Below are 14,404 nucleotides of genomic sequence, written 5' to 3'. Positions count from 1 at the left end.
CGTCTTTCTCGCGCCCGGCCGCGACTCGCGTGCTAGGCTGGCGTCATGGCCAAAATGCCCCAACGTCCCGCCTCCGGCCTCCCTGACAAGGAGACCCTGCTGCGCTTCCTGCGCGAAGCGGGGGAAGCCGACAAAACCGACCTGGCCCGCGCCTTTGGCCTGAAGGGCGCAGAACGCCGCGCCTTGCGCGAAATGCTTCGCGAACTGGAGGCCGAGGGCAAACTCGGCAAGCGCGGCAAGAAGGGCTTCTCCGAGGCCGGCGCGCTGCCCCCCGTCGGCGTCGTCGATGTGGTCGAAAAGGACATCGACGGCGAGATGTATGTCCGTCTGGTCGAGGCATCCAAGGACGCGCCGCGCGCCGTTCTGGTGCCCGACAAGTCCGGCAAGACCGGCCCCGCCCCCGGCATGGGCGACCGGCTGCTGGTCAAGTTCGAGCGCGGAGCCGAGGGCTGGGAGGCGCGAGTCGTCAAGAAGCTGGATTCGGACGGCAACCGCGTCCTGGGCGTCATCCGAAAGTCCAACCGCGAGACCCGCGTCGAGCCGGTCGACCGCCGCTCCAAGGACGTGCTGATCATCCCGCAACTGCTGGCCGAGGACCTGCGCGACGGCGACCTGGTCCTGGCCGCCATCGAGAAGTCGGAGCAGCGCTATGGTCCCAAGCGCGGCAAGATCCTGGAGAAGATCGGCAAGGAGGACGACCCCCGCGCCGCCTCCCTGATCGCCATCCACGCCCACGGCGTCCCGACCGGTTTCTCGGAGGCTGTCGAGAAGGAGGCCGAGAACCAGGACCTGCCGACGCTGAAGGGCCGCGACGACCTGCGCGACATCCCATTCATCACCATCGACCCCGCCGACGCGCGCGACCACGACGACGCCGTCTATGCCCAGCGCGACGATGATCCGAAGAACGAGGGCGGCTGGATCGTCTGGGTCGCGATCGCCGACGTCGCCGCCTATGTCCGCTACGGCACCCAGCTGGACCGCGAGGCCAGGGCCAAGGGCAACTCCACCTATTTCCCCGACCGGGTCGAGCCCATGCTGCCCGAGCGGTTGTCGAACGGCCTGTGCAGCCTGAAGGAGGGCGAGAACCGCGCCACCCTGGCCGTGCGCATGGTCTTCGACAAGAACGGCAAGAAGACGGGCCACAAGTTCCACCGCGGCCTGATGCGCAGCCACGCCAAGCTCAGCTACGAGCAGGCCCAATCCGCCATCGACGGTGTCGAGAATGGCGGCGGGACCGACGACACGACCGGCCCCATCATGGAGGCCATCCTCTATCCGCTGTGGAACGCCTACCACACCATGCTGAAGGGGCGGCTGAAGCGCAGCCCGCTTCAGATCGAGAGCGCCGAACGCCGCATCCTGATGGGCAAGGACGGGGGCATCGCCGCCATCGTCCCGCGCAAATCCCTCGAAGCCCACCGGCTGATCGAGGAGATGATGATCCAGGCCAATGTCTGCGCCGCCGAGACGCTGGAGCAGAAGAAGGTCCCCCTGATCTACCGCGTCCACGAGACGCCCAGTCAGGAGAAGACGTTCAACCTGGCCGACTTCCTGACCACCATCGCCATGCCGTGGAACAAGGGTGAGCCCCCCACCACCAAGCGGTTCAACAAGCTGCTGGACGAGACGCGCGACGGCCCCCACGCCGATGTCGTCAACGAGGTGGTGCTGCGCTCGCAAATGCAGGCGATCTATTCGCCGGACAATGTCGGTCACTTCGGCCTGAACCTGGATCGCTACGCCCACTTCACCTCGCCGATCCGGCGCTATTCCGACCTGATCGTCCACCGGGGTCTGATCCGGGCGCTGAAGCTGGGTTCGGATGGCCTGACGGACAAGGAGATCGCCGAGCTTCAGTCCACCGCCGAACACGTGACCCAGACCGAGCGCCGCTCGATGGCCGCCGAGCGCGACGCCATGGACCGCTATGTCGCCGCCTTCCTGGAAGATCACATCGGCGCCACCTTCGAAGGACGGATCACCGGCGTCACCCGGTTCGGCCTGTTCGTGCGGCTGGAGGACACCGGCGCCGACGGCCTGGTGCCCGTATCGTCCCTGGGCAACGAGTATTTCACCCACGACGACCGCGCCCACGCCCTGGTCGGCGAGCGCTCGGGGCAGCGCTACACCCTGGGCCGCCCCGTACAGGTCAAGCTGAAGGAAGCGACCCCGGTCACGGGGGGCCTGCTGTTCGAGATGCTGTCCGACCCCGAACCGCGCGATCCCAACGCCCCCGCCCCCCGCTACGGCGTCCGCGCGCGTGACCGAGGTCCTGGCGGCAATGGCCCGCCCAAGCGTGGCAGCGGGCGTCCCGGTGGTCCCAAGCCCCCAAAGGGCGGTCGCCCCTCAGGCGGTCTCAAGGGCGTGCGCAAAGGCAAACGGAAGTAAGGCGGAGGGCTGGCGGGTGGATTTCCTGAAGATCCTGCGGAGCTTCGAGGAGTTCCTGTTCGAAGCCGCCAGCTGGTTGATTTTCTATCCGCTGACGATGTGGCGGATCGTGCGCAATCCCATCGCCGCCATGGACTATTCCGACCGCGAACAGGCCGACGACGAGGCGCACCGCTACGATGACGCCCTCAGCCCTCCGCTTGTGCTGCTGGCGACCATTGTCATCGTCAACGCCCTGGCCACCGCCCTGCACGTCCCGGCCGAACGGATGGACGGGTCCGAACTGCTGCATACGGTGACGGCGTCGCCCCAGAACCTGATGCTGTTCCGCTCGCTGGTGTTCAGTCTGATCCCACTGGTAGCCGCCGCCAGCCTGTTGCACCGGCAGGGAAAGAAGATCGGCCGCGAAAGCCTGCGCGCGCCCTTCTATGCGCAATGCTATCTGGCCGCCCCCTGCACCGTCTTCGTCTCGGCGGGCGGTGTCGTCTTTCAGCGGCCTGACGTTCCCAACGCTCTCGGCCTCGCCATGATGGCCGGCGGCGGCCTGTGGTTCCTCGCCGTCCAGACCACATGGTTTCGAAACAAGCTGGCGACCTCATGGACCAAAGCGAGCCTGATCGCTGCCTGGGCCGTTGTGCGAGCCCTTGTCTTCCTGATTGCGATCCTGATCCCCATCGCCCTGATCTAGACATCTGAAGCCGATCGACCACGCATCGGCTTGATCGCCGCGCCAACCCGCCTAACGTCGGTCTCTCCAAGAGGGAGAAGCCGAATGTTCCGATCCAGATGGGCCGCCCCGTTCTCCGCCGCGATCATCCTGACGGCTGCCCTGTCGGGGACGGCGTCGGCGAACGACACCACCGCCTCCATGGGCGCGGGCGGGCTGGTGCTGGAACGCACCGACGGCATCGTCATGCGGTCAGAGGACCTCTATGTCTCGGCCCGCGAGATCCGGGTGAAATACCGATTCTTCAATCGCACAGCCGCTGATATCTCCACCATTGTCGCCTTCCCGATGCCCGACATTCCCGGCGGCTCCGAAAGCGATCTGGGCGTCTCGTTCGAAGACCCGACGGAACCGACGCCCTTCACCACCACGGTCGATGGCGTCGCCGCCCCGACCCACGTCGAGCAGAAGGCCTTGCTGGGCGGCGTCGACTTCACGGCTGAACTGACGGCGAACGGCGTGCCGGTGCATCCCTATCTGGATCAGACGCGAGCCGCGCTTACCGCCCTGTCGCCGGAGGTACTGGCCAGGCTTGAGGCCCAGGGCCTGGTCGAGGATCGCGGCTATACCGGCGACGACGGCGTCGCCCATCCCGACATCACCCCCCTGTGGACCCTGAAAACCACCCACTACTGGACCCAGGTCTTTCCCGCCGGACGCGAGATCGGCATCGACCACCGCTATACCCCCGCCGCAGGCGGCACGGTGGACACCCTGATCGGTCGCACCGACCTGGAAGGCGACGCCGAGGCTCAGGCCTACTGGCAAGGCGAGCAGGCCCGCTATGCCGCCCAGTATTGCACCGACCCCGACTTCATCGCCGCAGCCCGGCGCAAGCGCGTTCCAGATCAGGTCCTGCCCGAAACCTGGATCGACTATGTCCTGGTCACCGGGGCCAACTGGGCCGAGCCCATCGGCGATTTCCGCCTGGTCGTCGACAAGGGATCGCCCAGCGCCCTGGTCAGTTTCTGCGCCACCGGGGTTCGGAAAATCAGCCCGACCCAGTTCGAGGTGCGCCACCGCGATTTCGTCCCCACGCGCGATCTGTCGGTGCTAATTCTTCACGGTGACTCAGAACCCTAAAGCGGCCCCTCGCCCGCCCCTTAACCCTTTCGACGCCGAACAGGACCTCAGGGACGCCCCCAGAGGCGCACCGGGCGTGCGGATGCGTCCCAAGGATGCCGCCACCGTTATCATTGTCAGGGGCCGAAGCTCGCCGGCGGTGCTGATGGGCCGCCGTGCGGCAGGCCACGTCTTCATGGCGTCCAAATGGGTCTTCCCGGGCGGACGAATCGAGCGGGCCGACCATCACGCGGCGTCTGCGACCGACCTGGATGCCCAATCGGCCGCTCTGCTGGCGCGAGAAGTGACGCCGTCGCGCGCCCGCGCCTTGGCGCTGGCCGCCGTGCGAGAGACCTTCGAGGAGACGGGACTGGTATTGGGCCGGCCGGCCCCCGCAGCATCAGTCGCCGGCCCGTGGCGAGAGTTCCGGGCCCTAGGCGCCCTGCCCGACCTGGCGTCCCTGACCTATGTCGCGCGGGCGATTACACCGCCCGGTCGCACCCGCCGGTTCGATGCGCGTTTCTTCATGGCCGACGCCGACGCCCTGATGTCCAAGGACCAGATCTCCGGTTCGGGCGAACTGGACGAGATCGCCTGGCTGCCCCTGGACGAGGCGCGCGCACTGGAGCTTCCCTCGATCACCCGCTTCGTTCTGGCCGAGGTCGCGGAACGGTTGGAGACGCCGAATCGTCCCCTGCCCTTCGTTCGCATGGTCGCCGGCCGACACGTCGTCAGCCACGAATAACCGCTTCCGATAAAAGAGCTGGGCTTTCACACGGCGAAGCCTCTCACAGGCGTTGACTTCCCGCCTTTCCTGAGTATGTTCCGCCGCTCTCATTTTAGCGGCTTTCGCCGTCGCAAAGGTAATTCCGATGGCCAAGCCAGCTTCCATTAAGATCCGCCTGAACTCGACCGCCGACACCGGTTTCTTCTATGTCACCAAGAAGAATGCCCGCACCATGACGGAGAAGATGGTCGTCAACAAATACGACCCCGTCATCCGCAAGCACGTCGAATTCAAGGAAGGCAAGATCAAGTAAGGTCTTCGCCACCGCCGAATTGAAAACGCCCGGTCAGCGATGACCGGGCGTTTTTCGTTCTGGGATCCGGCGGGGTTCGCCATCAGGCCGCCCGGGCGATGACCTTGTTTCGTCCGCCGGCCTTGGCCTCGTACACACCCTCGTCGCCGCGCTTCAGCAGGGCTTCGGGCGTGTCACCCTGTCCCAGGGATGCGGCCACGCCAATGGACACGGTGATGGTGATCAACTCCTTGCCGCCCATGACCCGGAACGGGGCCGAGGCCACGTCGCGCCGGATACGGTCGGCGATGCGGTGAGCGTCGGCCAGTTCGGTGCCTGGCATGACGACGACGAACTCTTCGCCGCCGAATCGGCACGGCAGGTCCACGGCCCGCACATTGGTCGCCAGCCGCACGGCGAACTCGGTCAGCACCTCGTCACCGGCGTCATGACCGAAGCCGTCGTTGACCGATTTGAAGTGATCGATATCCATGACCAGCACGGCGACGGGATCGCCGCCATGGCTGGCGCGCTGCACCAAAGCCTGAAGCTGCCCGGCCATGTAGCGGCGATTGTGCAGTCCGGTCAGGGCATCGGTGACGGCCATTTCCAGGCTGTAGTCCAGCTTGTCGCGCAGGAAGTCGGTATAGCGTTTGCGCCGGATCTGGGTTCGCGCGCGCGCCGACAGTTCGCCAGGATCGACCGGCCGGCTCAGGATATCGTTGACGCCCAGTTCCAGCGCCTTCAGCAGGCGCGGTCGGTCGGCGTTGTCGACGACAGCCAGGATGGGCAGGTGGCGGGTGGCGTCCACCGAACGGGCCTGGGCGATCAGCCTGAGCCCGTCGAAGCTTTCGGCTCCGATATTGACGATCATCAGGTCGATCAGACCACGCGAGGCGACCAGGGCGGCGCCGGCGTCTGCCTCGATCACCGGGCGGTGCTCGCCGCTCAATTCTGCTGCAATCGTCTCGGCCTGTCGGGCATTGTCATCGACGATCAGGACGCGTCCGCCGGACCCGCGCAACCGCCCCGCGCCATCGGTCGTCACGCCCATGCGGCGACCGCTTTCCTCGCGCTCGCGCAACTCGTCCATGATCAGCTTCAACCGCGTCAGCGAACGCACGCGGGCAAACAGAATCACGTCGTCGATAGGCTTGGTGACGAAGTCGTCAGCCCCCGCTTCCAGACCCTTGATCCGGTCTTCGCGTCCGTCCAGCGCCGTGACCAGCACCACGGGAATATGCCGCGTCTCGGGATCGGCCTTTAACCGCTTGCAGGTCTCGAACCCATCCATGCCGGGCATCATCACATCCAGCAGGATGATGTCGGGCTTCTCCGCCCCAGCCAGGGCAATGGCCGTCATGCCGTCGTGGCAGCTGAGGACGTCGTAGTATTCCAGCGTCAGCTTGGCTTCGAGCAGACGAACATTCGCCTCCACATCGTCGACGACCAGAATCCGGGCGGTCATGGGATCGTCACCAGGGCGGGCTGGCCCAGGTGCTTCCTGACGGTCTCGAGGAAATGCATCACCGAAATGGGCTTGGAGATATAGGCCTCGCAGCCGCCCTGACGGATCCGTTCCTCGTCACCCTTCATGGCGAAGGCCGTCACGGCGATGATCGGGATATGGGCCAGCTCCTCGTCGTCCTTGAGCCATTTGGTCACTTCCAGGCCCGAGATCTCAGGCAGCTGGATATCCATCAGGATCAGATCGGGGCTGTGCTGGCGCGCCAGGGCCATGGCCTGCAGGCCCTCGCGGGTCTGGAGGGTCTCGTACCCCTGCGAGTCGAGCAGATCATGAAACAGCTTCATGTTCAGCTCGTTATCCTCGACGATGAGGACTTTCTTGGGCATCATCACCTGGCCTGTTCACCGCTGACGCGGCGCGTTTGCTCATGCGGCGCTCACGCCGTCTTCCCGTGCAATATGCAGGGTCCAGTCTTAAGTTGACGTGAAGCGTGGATACGACCCCGCCGATCAGGACAGGAGGCTTATTTTGACGCTGCCAAACGTGTCGGATTTGGTCACCATCTTTTTCTGCTCGTTCGCGTTTGGCGTAGTGGCTTTCAGGGTGGCCGAAGGCATCTGGGGGGCATCCCTGTGGCCGCAGCTCGCGTCCGGCTGGGGGCTGGTCGCCTTCTGCTTCCTTTTTACCTACGCCAATGGTGCATATGACCCGTTCACCCTGCCTGGCGTCCTGCTCCTCGCGTCTACGGCCGCCGGCAACAGCCTGATGATCTTGTTCTGCAGGCGCTACCTGCCGCCTGCCAAAGACTCTCGGCTGTGATCACCGCCATCTGTCGGGACTGTCTATGCGCCGGAGCCCAAGCGCCGGGCGATGGACGCTGTCCGGACTGCGGGTCGCGCCGCATGGTCTGCGATCGCGAACTGTCGGAACTGACCATCGCCCACCTCGACTGCGACGCCTTCTACGCCTCGGTGGAGAAGCGCGACCGCCCGGATTTGCGCGACCGGCCGGTCATCGTCGGCGGCGGAGTTCGAGGCGTGGTCTCGACCTGCTGCTACATCGCCCGAATGTACGGCGTCCATTCCGCCATGCCGATGTTCAAGGCGCTGAAGGCCTGCCCCGAGGCCGTGGTGATCAAGCCGGACTTCAGCAAATACGTGTTCGAATCCCAGCGCATCTTCGGCTTCGTCGGCGAACTGACGCCCCTGGTCCAGACCCTGTCGCTGGACGAGGCCTGGATCGACCTGGCCGGCACCGAGCGGCTGAACGGCGGCCCGCCCGCCCTGCAACTGATCCGCCTGCAAAAACGCATCGAGGACGAGACCGGCCTGGGCGTCTCCATCGGCCTGGCCCCCAACCGGTTCCTGGCCAAGATGGCGTCGGAAATGGACAAGCCGCGCGGGTTTTCCGTAGTCTCGAAGCGCGACGCCGTCGCCATCCTGGCCCCGCGCAAGGTGACCGCCCTGCCCGGCGTCGGCCCGGTGTTCGGCAAGACCCTGCGCAGCGACGGCTTCGAAACCATCGGCGACCTGGCTAGAGCGGACGTGCGCGATCTGGTCAAACGCTACGGCGAGACGGGTCTGCGCCTGCACGACCTCAGCCACGGCCGAGACGCCCGCGCCGTCAAACCCGAGCATGACCGCAAGGGGATGAGCGCAGAGACCACCTTCAACCTCGATCTAACCTCGGCCGAAGACCTCGACGCCGAGCTTTGGCCCCTGTGCGAGAAGCTGGCGTCAAAGGCCCGCCGCGACGGTGTGGCCAGCCGCTCCATCGTGCTGAAACTGCGCCGCACCGACTTCAAGATCATCACCCGCCGCCACACGGTCGCCGAGCCCGTCCAGACCGCCCGCGCCCTGTTCGCGATCGGCCGCGAACTGCTGAAGCCCGAACTGGGCATACCCTATCGCCTGATCGGCATCGGCATGGCCGATGTGCAGGATGCGGTCGAAGGCGCCTCCGGCCTGTTCGCCTCGACCGAGACCCGCGCCCTCAAGACCGAGACCACCATCGACAAACTGCGCGCCAAGTTCGGCAGCAATGCCGTGGTGGCCGGGCGGGCGCTCAAGAAATAGCCGCGTTCAACCGACCTTAACGGCGACCTGCGATGGTCTGGCCCATGTCCGCTTTCATCGACAAGATGCGCCGCCGCGCCGGCCGCTACCTGGATGTCCGCTCGGTGGAGATCGCGCCTGCGCGTGGCGTCTTCAGCCTGTCGTTCGACGACATCCCGGTCAGCGCCTGGACCGAGGCCGGCCCTATCCTGGCCGAACACGGCATCAAGGCCACCTATTATGTCTGCGGCGGTCTGTCGGGCGGTTTCAACATGGACCTGCCCCAGTTCGAGACCGAACATCTGCTGGCCCTGCACGAGGCCGGGCACGAGGTCGGCTGTCATACCTATGAACACGCCTCGACCCTGACCCTGTCGCCCGCCGAGCTAGACGCCAGCCTGGCGCGCAACGCCGAGTGGGTGTCGGAACGTCTGGACGGCCACGTCATGCGCACCTTCGCCTATCCCTTCGGAGACTGCGCCCTGGGGTCCAAGGCCGTGATCGACGGCCGTTTCCTGTGCGGACGCGGCGTGCGCGACGGCGTCAACACAGGCAAGGCCGACCGCAACCTGCTCCAGGCCATCGGTCTCGAAAGCCGGCGCCTGCCCGGCTATGATCTGGAAGCGATGATGGCCGCCACCGCCGCCTCAAAAGGCTGGCTGATCGCCTACGGCCACGACGTGATGGACGGGCCCACGCCCTACGGCTGCACCCCCGACGATCTGGATCGCGTCATCCGTCTGGCCAAGGCCGCCGATCTGGACATCCTGCCGGTGGACATGGCGTGGGAGCGCATTGCGGCCTGATCTCGGCCTGAACGCTAGGTGGCTGGGACTGGCGAGAAGCACTCGCCGTTGATGTCTCGCGCCCGGCGCCCGGCAGATTGCTGCTTGTGACCCATTGCAGACATGAATTTGGTCAGCAATGTTGAGCGATCATCGATTTCCGGCGTCTTCGCGCCGCATCGCGCACCCGACCCGAGGAGACGTGCATCATGTCACGCATCATGGCTCTTGGCCTTGCCGCCATCGTCCTTGCCGCCTGGGGGCCTGCGGACCAGAAGCTAGCCGCCAAACCTGCCACGCCAGAGGCATCGGCAATGACCCCGGTGGCAGCGGCAGAGCCAGCGGCCGCTCCTCAGGCCGCCGCGCCGATGTCGTGGGAAGATACGCAGGAGCGCTATCGGAACGTCGAGGCAGAACCCGCCGACCCACTGGAAGCCCTCGAGTATCGCGGTGTCCTTTGTCAGCACTACTCAGGTGAGATCGGCGGCGACGGGTCGGAACGGGATCAATGGCTGAACGCCCGGATGGACGAGCTTCGCTGCGAGCCGGAGCTTGTCGCGGAGGCCCGAGCTCTGCGGGCCGCACATAAGGGGCAAGCCGATATCGTATCGCGGCTCGACGCAGTGATTGCGGTTTACGAGCCATAGGCGCGCCTAAGGCGACCTAGGCCGCCGCCTTCTCGTCCGCCTTCATCGCCGCGGCGCGCGCATCGGCCCACGGGATCAGCGTCGATTTCGGCCAGGCCACCAGCCACGAACGCGGCAGGTATTCACCGCTCTCGATCATCGCCCGCCGGGTCGGAGAGGTTGCGCCGCAGCGTTCCGAATGGATCGGCGCCGGGCCCTGGTGGATGATGAAGGCGCCGCCCTTCAGCGGGTTTAGGCGCAGATACCCCAGACGCGGGCTGATGGTCTCCAGTGGCGGGTCATAGAACCAGCTCGATCCGATCATGCCCGCCAGCTCCGGCCGGCGCTTGCAGATGGCGGCGGCGGTGGCCCAGGCGCGGTCCCAGCCGGCCTCGTTGAAATCATGGGTGTGGCGGCTTTCGGTGTGGACCTCCAGCCAGGCCTTTTTCCAGCCCTGCGCCTTCACATAGGCGATCAGTTGCGACCAGCCGTAACCGTCGCGACCGTTCCGCACCACCTGCCCCGGCCCCATGGGCGAGGAGAGGTCGATGGTCTGGGTCAGGGCGCCGGGCACGCTCAGCGCCAGCGAGAAGCGCACGTCCTTGGCCCAGAAGTCGCGGTCGTATTCGCCCTCCGACGCCGCCAGGAACTCGGCCAGCCGGTCCAGCCAGAAGGGATAGAGCTCCATCACCTCGGGCGGCAGGTCGGCGGCGACGGCGCGCCCTGGCAGTTCCAGCGCCCAGGTGGCGACCAGAGCGCGACGCATCTCGTCGGTCGCATCCTCGCCCAGAGCCAGGTCCGCTGCGTGCGAAGGCAGGTCGAAATTCCAGTGGCTGGCGGCGGCCTTGGCCGGGTCCACGGCCTCGACCGAGGCGATGTCGACCCGCGTCAGGGCGGCGGCATCCAGGCGGTTGCGGACGGCCTTGAAGGCTTCGATATTGTTCTGCGACAGCGTTTCCATGTCGCCCAGCCTGCCACACAGCGGTGTGCGAACCTTTAAAACCACCGCACAGGATGACGCGCCCCGGCATCCGGGCTAAACCGCGCCCGAGTTTCAGGAGCCCATGCCATGACCGTCGCCGCCCGCCTTGCAGCCCTCGACATCACTCTGCCCGAACCCGCCAAGCCGGTCGCCAGCTATGTCTCCTATGTCCAGACCGGCAACCTGGTCCACGTCTCGGGCCAGCTGTCGAACGACGCCTCGGGCGGCATCAAGGGCACCGTCGGCGTCGATGTGACCGCCGAAGAGGCCGCCGCAGCCGCCCGCCTGTGCGCCATCAACCTGATCGCCCAGATCAGGGCCGCCGTGGACGGCGACCTGGAGCGCGTCGTGCGCATCGTCAAACTGGGCGGCTTCGTCCAGACCGGACCGGGCTTCACCGCCATTCCCGCCGTCATCAACGGCTGCTCGGACCTGATGGTCGAGGTCTTCGGCGAGGCCGGCAAGCACGCCCGCTCGGCCGTCGGCGTCTATCAGCTTCCGCTCGGCTTCGCCGTTGAAGTCGACGCCATCGTCGAGGTGCGGTGACCCCACCGCCCGACTTCACGATCCACGTCCATGACAGCCTCGCGGCCATAGGTCGCGAGGCGTGGGACGCCTGCGCCGCCCCGACCGGCGATCCCTTCGTCAGCTATGACTTCCTGCACGCCTGCGAAGCCTCGCTCAGCGCGGCGCCGCGTCAGGGCTGGGGGCCGCGTCATCTTAGCCTGCGCGACGCGGACGACCGGGTCTTGGGGGTCATGCCCCTCTATCTGAAGGGCAACAGCCAGGGCGAATACGTCTTCGACCATGCCTGGGCCGAGGCCTATGAGCGGGCGGGCGGGCGCTATTATCCCAAGCTGCTGGGGGCCGTGCCCTTCACCCCCGCCAGCGGCCCGCGATTCCTGAACCACCCGGATGCGGACCCTGCGACGGTGCGCCAGGCCCTGATCCAGGGCGCCCTTGGCCTGACGGAACAGACCGGCGTCTCGTCCCTGCACGTCAACTTTCCCACCCGCGCCGAGTGGGAGGCGATGGGCGAGGCGGACATGATCCGGCGACAGGACATGCAATATGTCTGGCGCAACAACGGCTACCAGACCTTCGACGACTTCCTGGTCGCCCTGTCGTCCAACCGGCGCAAGACCATCCGACGCGAACGCCGCGACGCCCAGGCCGGCCTCGAGATCCGCGTGCTGACCGGCGCCGAGATCACCGAGGATCATTGGGACGCCTTCTTCGCCTTCTACATGGACACCGGCAGCCGAAAGTGGGGTCGTCCCTATCTGACCCGCGACTTCTTCTCGATGGTGGGTCAGACGATGGCCGACCGCGTCGCCCTGGTCATGGCGTTCCGTGACGAGACGCCCATCGCCGGCGCCCTGAACTTCATCGGCCGCGACGCCCTGTACGGTCGCCAGTGGGGCGCGCTGGAGGAGGTTCCCTTCCTCCACTTCGAGCTCTGCTATTATCAGGCCATCGACTTCGCCATTTCGCGCGGCCTGTCCCGCGTCGAGGCCGGGGCGCAGGGCGAGCACAAGATCGCGCGCGGCTACCTGCCCTCCCCCGTCTATTCCGCCCACTGGATCGCCGACCCGGCGCTGCGAACCCCGGTGGCCCGCTATGTCGAACAGGAACGCGCCGGGGTCGATGCGGAGATCGCGGCCATGACCGCGTACCTGTCCCCCTATCGGACGGCGGATTAGGTCGAGGTCGCCACCATCCCGGCCAGCCGGTTCAGCTCGGCGACATGACCGGCGAAGGCCTTTCGCCCCGGTCCGGTCAGGCTCAGCCAGGTGCGCTGTCGCCCCGCCGCCGCAGCCTTGCGCGGGAAGACGTAACCGGCCTCCTCCAGTTGCTTGACGTGTTTCGACATGACCGAGTCCGACACGCCGATCTGGTCGCGGATCATGGCGAACTCGCCCTCGTCCACGCCGGACAGGATGGCGCAGATCTGCAACCGTCCCGGCGCATGGATCACGGCGTCGAAAACGGGCGCGCTCATGCCCCCGTCTCCATCTCGCGGCGATAGACCCGGACCCACAGACGGTTGATCAGATAGGCCAGGACGGTCATCACCGCCGCCAGCGCCAGCGGAATGCGCCAGTCGCCCGTGGTGCGCATGACATACATCGCCGTGACCATGGCCGCGCCCGCCACAAGGCCGCCTCCGATCGCCACCCACCGCGCCCGCTTGGGCGAAGTGCCATAGACCCAGACGCCCACCTTGCGCTTCCACAGGGTGGCGTAGAGCGCCAACAGACAGATGCAGACGCCGATGCCGATCACGCCGAAGGGCGCAGGCGCGATCTGGCTGGCCACCATCCCGCCCACGGCGACGGCATAGAGGGCGTCATAGGTCCAGGGCAGGACCATGCGATCGGCGACGCTGCTGCGCGCGGCATGGATCGAGGCCAGGGCCTCGTGCGGGTTGGGATCTTCAGTCATCGGATTTCCTCACTTTCCAGACTGGAAAATGACCGTGACTTTCCATATCGTCAAGTGATTACTTTCCAGTTCGGAAAGTTACTTCGCCAGCGCCCGGAACCAGCGGTCCAGCAGGATCGCCTCTTCGCGGCGGGCGGCGGTGCGCTCGGCGTTGTCGGCGTCCACGCCCCACTGGTTTTCCTGGAAGGCCTCTTCCAGCCGCGACAGATCAAAGGCCTCTTCGCCCGACAGGGCGCCGCGCATGACGGCCAGGCCCAGCACAGCCGACCCCAGCAGAGGAACCGCCATGCCCAATCCGGTCAGGGCGTGGTCGTCCGCGTCCAGCGCCAGGGCCTTCACGCGGGCGATGGCTTCAGGGTCCTGGGCGCGGTGGATTATGCCCTCGGCCACGACCAGATTGACGCCCAGCTCGCTGGCCGCCCAATCCCGCCATGGGCCCCACGACTGGGCCTGTTCGCGCACCAGGGGCGTCGGGTGTTCGGCCAGGTAACAGATCACGTCCGACCCGGCATAGGCGGCGATCTCGTCGGCGACCGGCTCGCGCGTCCGGCTGACGCGGTCGATGGCGGTGGCGGCCAGGCGGGTGGCGGGCATGGTCCCCGGCTCGATGAACTCGCCCTGAGCGGCCCACTCCTGCGCGACCATGCGCGCCGCCGCCTCGGTGGGCAGGACATAGGCCGCCTTGGCCGGGGTCTTGGGCGACCGGCCGTCCAGCACGACCTTCCAGCCGTCGCCCTCGGCGACGATGTCGGCCACGGTCCAGAACCGTTTCAGCCGCTCCTCGGATTCGCGAAAGCCCTTCTTGGCGGCGACCATGGGATCAAGCGGGGGGATGTGGCTCATGG

At 66.5% G+C, this 14,404-nt stretch carries 17 protein-coding genes; 11 read left to right on the top strand and 6 right to left on the bottom strand.

From position 1 onward, the window contains the following. The first annotated feature begins 45 nt into the window (after positions 1–45). The 5 genes from rnr (at position 46) to rpmG (ending at position 5,220) form a co-directional block, all read left to right on the top strand. Entirely contained in the window at positions 46–2,391 is a 2,346-nt protein-coding gene (gene rnr / locus ACO05L_RS06660) for a ribonuclease R (protein WP_421731380.1), read from the top strand. A gap of 16 nt (positions 2,392–2,407) precedes the next feature. Continuing rightward, positions 2,408–3,079, top strand: a complete 672-nt coding sequence (locus tag ACO05L_RS06655; protein ID WP_421731379.1) for a hypothetical protein — start codon at positions 2,408–2,410, stop codon at positions 3,077–3,079. Between the two features lie 84 nt (positions 3,080–3,163). After that, positions 3,164–4,201: a DUF4424 domain-containing protein gene (locus tag ACO05L_RS06650; RefSeq protein WP_421731378.1), complete on the top strand. Its 1,038-nt coding sequence runs from the start codon at positions 3,164–3,166 to the stop codon at positions 4,199–4,201. 145 nt (positions 4,202–4,346) lie between these two features. Next, positions 4,347–4,925, top strand: a complete 579-nt coding sequence (locus tag ACO05L_RS06645) for an NUDIX hydrolase (protein WP_421731377.1) — start codon at positions 4,347–4,349, stop codon at positions 4,923–4,925. 127 nt (positions 4,926–5,052) lie between these two features. After that, positions 5,053–5,220, top strand: coding sequence for a 50S ribosomal protein L33 (gene rpmG, locus ACO05L_RS06640; protein ID WP_421731376.1), 168 nt, complete (start codon positions 5,053–5,055; stop codon positions 5,218–5,220). 82 nt (positions 5,221–5,302) lie between these two features. On the opposite strand, the gene ACO05L_RS06635 is transcribed toward rpmG, so the two are convergent. Beyond that, the gene (locus tag ACO05L_RS06635; protein WP_421731375.1) at positions 5,303–6,667 is read right to left on the bottom strand and encodes a PleD family two-component system response regulator; all 1,365 of its coding nucleotides are present in this window, start codon (positions 6,665–6,667) and stop codon (positions 5,303–5,305) included. Next, a complete protein-coding gene (locus ACO05L_RS06630) occupies positions 6,664–7,053 on the bottom strand; it encodes a response regulator (protein WP_421731642.1) in 390 nt (129 codons plus the stop codon). The genes ACO05L_RS06635 and ACO05L_RS06630 overlap by 4 nt, the downstream gene beginning before the upstream one ends. Positions 7,054–7,195: 142 nt before the next feature. Between ACO05L_RS06630 and ACO05L_RS06625 the strand changes: the two genes are divergently transcribed. The 4 genes from ACO05L_RS06625 (at position 7,196) to ACO05L_RS06610 (ending at position 10,153) form a co-directional block, all read left to right on the top strand. Further along, positions 7,196–7,486 carry a hypothetical protein gene (locus tag ACO05L_RS06625; RefSeq protein ID WP_421731374.1) on the top strand — a complete coding sequence of 97 codons (291 nt, stop codon included), beginning with the start codon at positions 7,196–7,198 and terminating at the stop codon, positions 7,484–7,486. After that, positions 7,486–8,742, top strand: coding sequence for a DNA polymerase IV (locus tag ACO05L_RS06620; RefSeq protein ID WP_421731641.1), 1,257 nt, complete (start codon positions 7,486–7,488; stop codon positions 8,740–8,742). The genes ACO05L_RS06625 and ACO05L_RS06620 overlap by 1 nt, the downstream gene beginning before the upstream one ends. Before the next feature lie 44 nt (positions 8,743–8,786). Next, on the top strand, positions 8,787–9,527 hold the full coding sequence (locus ACO05L_RS06615) for a polysaccharide deacetylase family protein (protein WP_421731373.1): 741 nt from the start codon (positions 8,787–8,789) through the stop codon (positions 9,525–9,527). Between the two features lie 188 nt (positions 9,528–9,715). Next, positions 9,716–10,153: a hypothetical protein gene (locus ACO05L_RS06610; protein ID WP_421731372.1), complete on the top strand. Its 438-nt coding sequence runs from the start codon at positions 9,716–9,718 to the stop codon at positions 10,151–10,153. A gap of 16 nt (positions 10,154–10,169) precedes the next feature. Here the strand turns inward: ACO05L_RS06610 and ACO05L_RS06605 are convergent, their stop codons facing one another. Then, positions 10,170–11,093, bottom strand: coding sequence for a hypothetical protein (locus ACO05L_RS06605; protein WP_421731371.1), 924 nt, complete (start codon positions 11,091–11,093; stop codon positions 10,170–10,172). 108 nt (positions 11,094–11,201) lie between these two features. On the opposite strand from ACO05L_RS06605, the gene ACO05L_RS06600 reads away from it, so the two are divergent. Then, positions 11,202–11,660, top strand: a complete 459-nt coding sequence (locus ACO05L_RS06600) for a RidA family protein (protein WP_421731370.1) — start codon at positions 11,202–11,204, stop codon at positions 11,658–11,660. Next, positions 11,657–12,817, top strand: coding sequence for a GNAT family N-acetyltransferase (locus ACO05L_RS06595; protein ID WP_421731369.1), 1,161 nt, complete (start codon positions 11,657–11,659; stop codon positions 12,815–12,817). The genes ACO05L_RS06600 and ACO05L_RS06595 overlap by 4 nt, the downstream gene beginning before the upstream one ends. On the opposite strand, the gene ACO05L_RS06590 is transcribed toward ACO05L_RS06595, so the two are convergent. The 3 genes from ACO05L_RS06590 to ACO05L_RS06580 all read right to left on the bottom strand — a co-directional run bounded on the left by ACO05L_RS06590 (position 12,814) and on the right by ACO05L_RS06580 (position 14,402). Then, positions 12,814–13,116 (bottom strand): transcriptional regulator, encoded by a 303-nt coding sequence (locus ACO05L_RS06590; protein ID WP_421731368.1) that lies wholly within the window; start codon positions 13,114–13,116, stop codon positions 12,814–12,816. The two genes, ACO05L_RS06595 and ACO05L_RS06590, sit on opposite strands and share 4 nt — an antisense overlap. Further along, positions 13,113–13,559 carry a hypothetical protein gene (locus ACO05L_RS06585; RefSeq protein WP_421731367.1) on the bottom strand — a complete coding sequence of 149 codons (447 nt, stop codon included), beginning with the start codon at positions 13,557–13,559 and terminating at the stop codon, positions 13,113–13,115. Before ACO05L_RS06585 ends, ACO05L_RS06590 begins: the two co-directional genes overlap by 4 nt. 78 nt (positions 13,560–13,637) lie before the next feature. Beyond that, positions 13,638–14,402 (bottom strand): ATP12 family chaperone protein, encoded by a 765-nt coding sequence (locus ACO05L_RS06580; RefSeq protein WP_421731366.1) that lies wholly within the window; start codon positions 14,400–14,402, stop codon positions 13,638–13,640. Positions 14,403–14,404: the final 2 nt, after the last annotated feature.

The organism is Brevundimonas sp. (genome assembly GCF_965227765.1).
GTDB lineage: Bacteria > Pseudomonadota > Alphaproteobacteria > Caulobacterales > Caulobacteraceae > Brevundimonas.
The sequence above is the reverse complement of the archived record's forward strand: the minus strand, read 5'-3'. Positions and strand labels throughout refer to the sequence as shown.

Coding starts and splice junctions, on each gene's coding strand:
- rpmG (WP_421731376.1), top strand. CDS start 5,053: ATGGCCAAGCCAGCTTCCATTAAGATCCGCCTGAACTCGACCGCCGAC.
- ACO05L_RS06615 (WP_421731373.1), top strand. CDS start 8,787: ATGTCCGCTTTCATCGACAAGATGCGCCGCCGCGCCGGCCGCTACCTG.
- ACO05L_RS06605 (WP_421731371.1), bottom strand. CDS start 11,093: ATGGAAACGCTGTCGCAGAACAATATCGAAGCCTTCAAGGCCGTCCGC.
- ACO05L_RS06585 (WP_421731367.1), bottom strand. CDS start 13,559: ATGACTGAAGATCCCAACCCGCACGAGGCCCTGGCCTCGATCCATGCC.
- ACO05L_RS06590 (WP_421731368.1), bottom strand. CDS start 13,116: ATGAGCGCGCCCGTTTTCGACGCCGTGATCCATGCGCCGGGACGGTTG.
- ACO05L_RS06600 (WP_421731370.1), top strand. CDS start 11,202: ATGACCGTCGCCGCCCGCCTTGCAGCCCTCGACATCACTCTGCCCGAA.
- ACO05L_RS06645 (WP_421731377.1), top strand. CDS start 4,347: ATGGGCCGCCGTGCGGCAGGCCACGTCTTCATGGCGTCCAAATGGGTC.
- ACO05L_RS06630 (WP_421731642.1), bottom strand. CDS start 7,053: ATGCCCAAGAAAGTCCTCATCGTCGAGGATAACGAGCTGAACATGAAG.
- rnr (WP_421731380.1), top strand. CDS start 46: ATGGCCAAAATGCCCCAACGTCCCGCCTCCGGCCTCCCTGACAAGGAG.
- ACO05L_RS06650 (WP_421731378.1), top strand. CDS start 3,164: ATGTTCCGATCCAGATGGGCCGCCCCGTTCTCCGCCGCGATCATCCTG.
- ACO05L_RS06610 (WP_421731372.1), top strand. CDS start 9,716: ATGTCACGCATCATGGCTCTTGGCCTTGCCGCCATCGTCCTTGCCGCC.
- ACO05L_RS06635 (WP_421731375.1), bottom strand. CDS start 6,667: ATGACCGCCCGGATTCTGGTCGTCGACGATGTGGAGGCGAATGTTCGT.
- ACO05L_RS06580 (WP_421731366.1), bottom strand. CDS start 14,402: ATGAGCCACATCCCCCCGCTTGATCCCATGGTCGCCGCCAAGAAGGGC.